Source organism: Kitasatospora sp. NPDC001175 (assembly GCF_053598215.1).
Genome location: NZ_JBSFJU010000234.1, coordinates 1 through 1,167 on the forward strand (window position 1 = coordinate 1; position 1,167 = coordinate 1,167).

At 64.9% G+C, this 1,167-nt stretch carries 1 protein-coding gene; it reads right to left on the reverse strand.

From position 1 onward, the window contains the following. Positions 1-66: 66 nt before the first annotated feature. Positions 67-1,167, reverse strand: a 1,101-nt coding sequence (locus tag ACWDAK_RS41370; RefSeq protein WP_449806599.1) for a hypothetical protein, incomplete at its 5' end; no start/stop codon positions are given.

Here is a 1,167-nt window from a genome sequence, read left to right on the forward strand (position 1 = left end):
GAAGCCCCCGGGCGGTGTGGTGGTGGTGTTGCCCGGGGGCTTCGGTTGGTGTTTGGGGCTTGGGGGTTACAGGCCGGTCTGGTTGGTGAGGCCCTGTTCGGCCCACTTGTTGTCGTTGTTGTAGTCGACGGTTTCGATGAGGTCGCGGTCGTTGGGCTTCTGGGTGAAGACGTGGATGCCGCCGGTGGAGTCGACGGTCGCGGCGGCCGAACCGGTCATGGCGTAGGTGTAGTTGGCGCGGAAGTTGAGGATTTCCTCGGCCCAGGTGTTGTCGCCCTTGTAGTCGACGGTCTCCATCAGCTGTCCGTCGTCGGCCTTGCGGGTGAAGACGTGGATTCCGCCGTTGTTGTCGACGACCGCGGCGGGTGAGTCACTCATCGGGTAGGTGTAGCCGGCCCGGTTGGAGAGGTTCTGTTCGGCCCAGGTGTTGTCGTTCTTGTAGTCGACGGTCTCCAGGAGTCCGCCGTCGTTGGCCTTGTGGGTGTAGACGTGGATTCCGCCGTTCTTGTCGACCACCGCGGCGGGTGAGTCACTCATCGCGTAGGTGTAACCCGCCCGGTTGGACAGGCTTTCCTCGGCCCAGGTGTTGTCGTTCTTGTAGTCGACGGTCTCCAGGAGTCCGCCGTCGTCGGCCTTGCGGGTGAAGACGTGGATGCCACCGGCCTTGTCGACCACCGCGGCGGGTGAGTCACTCATCGCGTAGGTGTAACCCGCCCGGTTGGACAGGCTTTCCTCGGCCCAGGTGTTGTCGCCCTTGTAGTCGACGGTCTCCAGGAGTCCGCCGTCGTCGGCCTTGCGGGTGAAGACGTGGATGCCACCGGCCTTGTCGACCACCGCGGCGGGTGAGTCACTCATCGCGTAGGTGTAACCCGCCCGGTTGGACAGGCTTTCCTCGGCCCAGGTGTTGTCGCCCTTGTAGTCGACGGTCTCCAGGAGTCCGCCGTCGTCGGCCTTGCGGGTGAAGACGTGGATACCGCCGTTGTTGTCGACCACGGCTGCGGGGGCACCGGCCTGGACGTAGTCGTACCCGGCCTTGGTGTTGAGGTCCTGGGCCGCCCACTTGCCGCCCTTGGGGCGGTAGGAGTCGGTGAGGTGGCCGTCGCTCTGGTTGATACGGAAGACGTGGACGGTGCCGGCCTTGTCGGTGACCGCGGAACCGGTGAACAG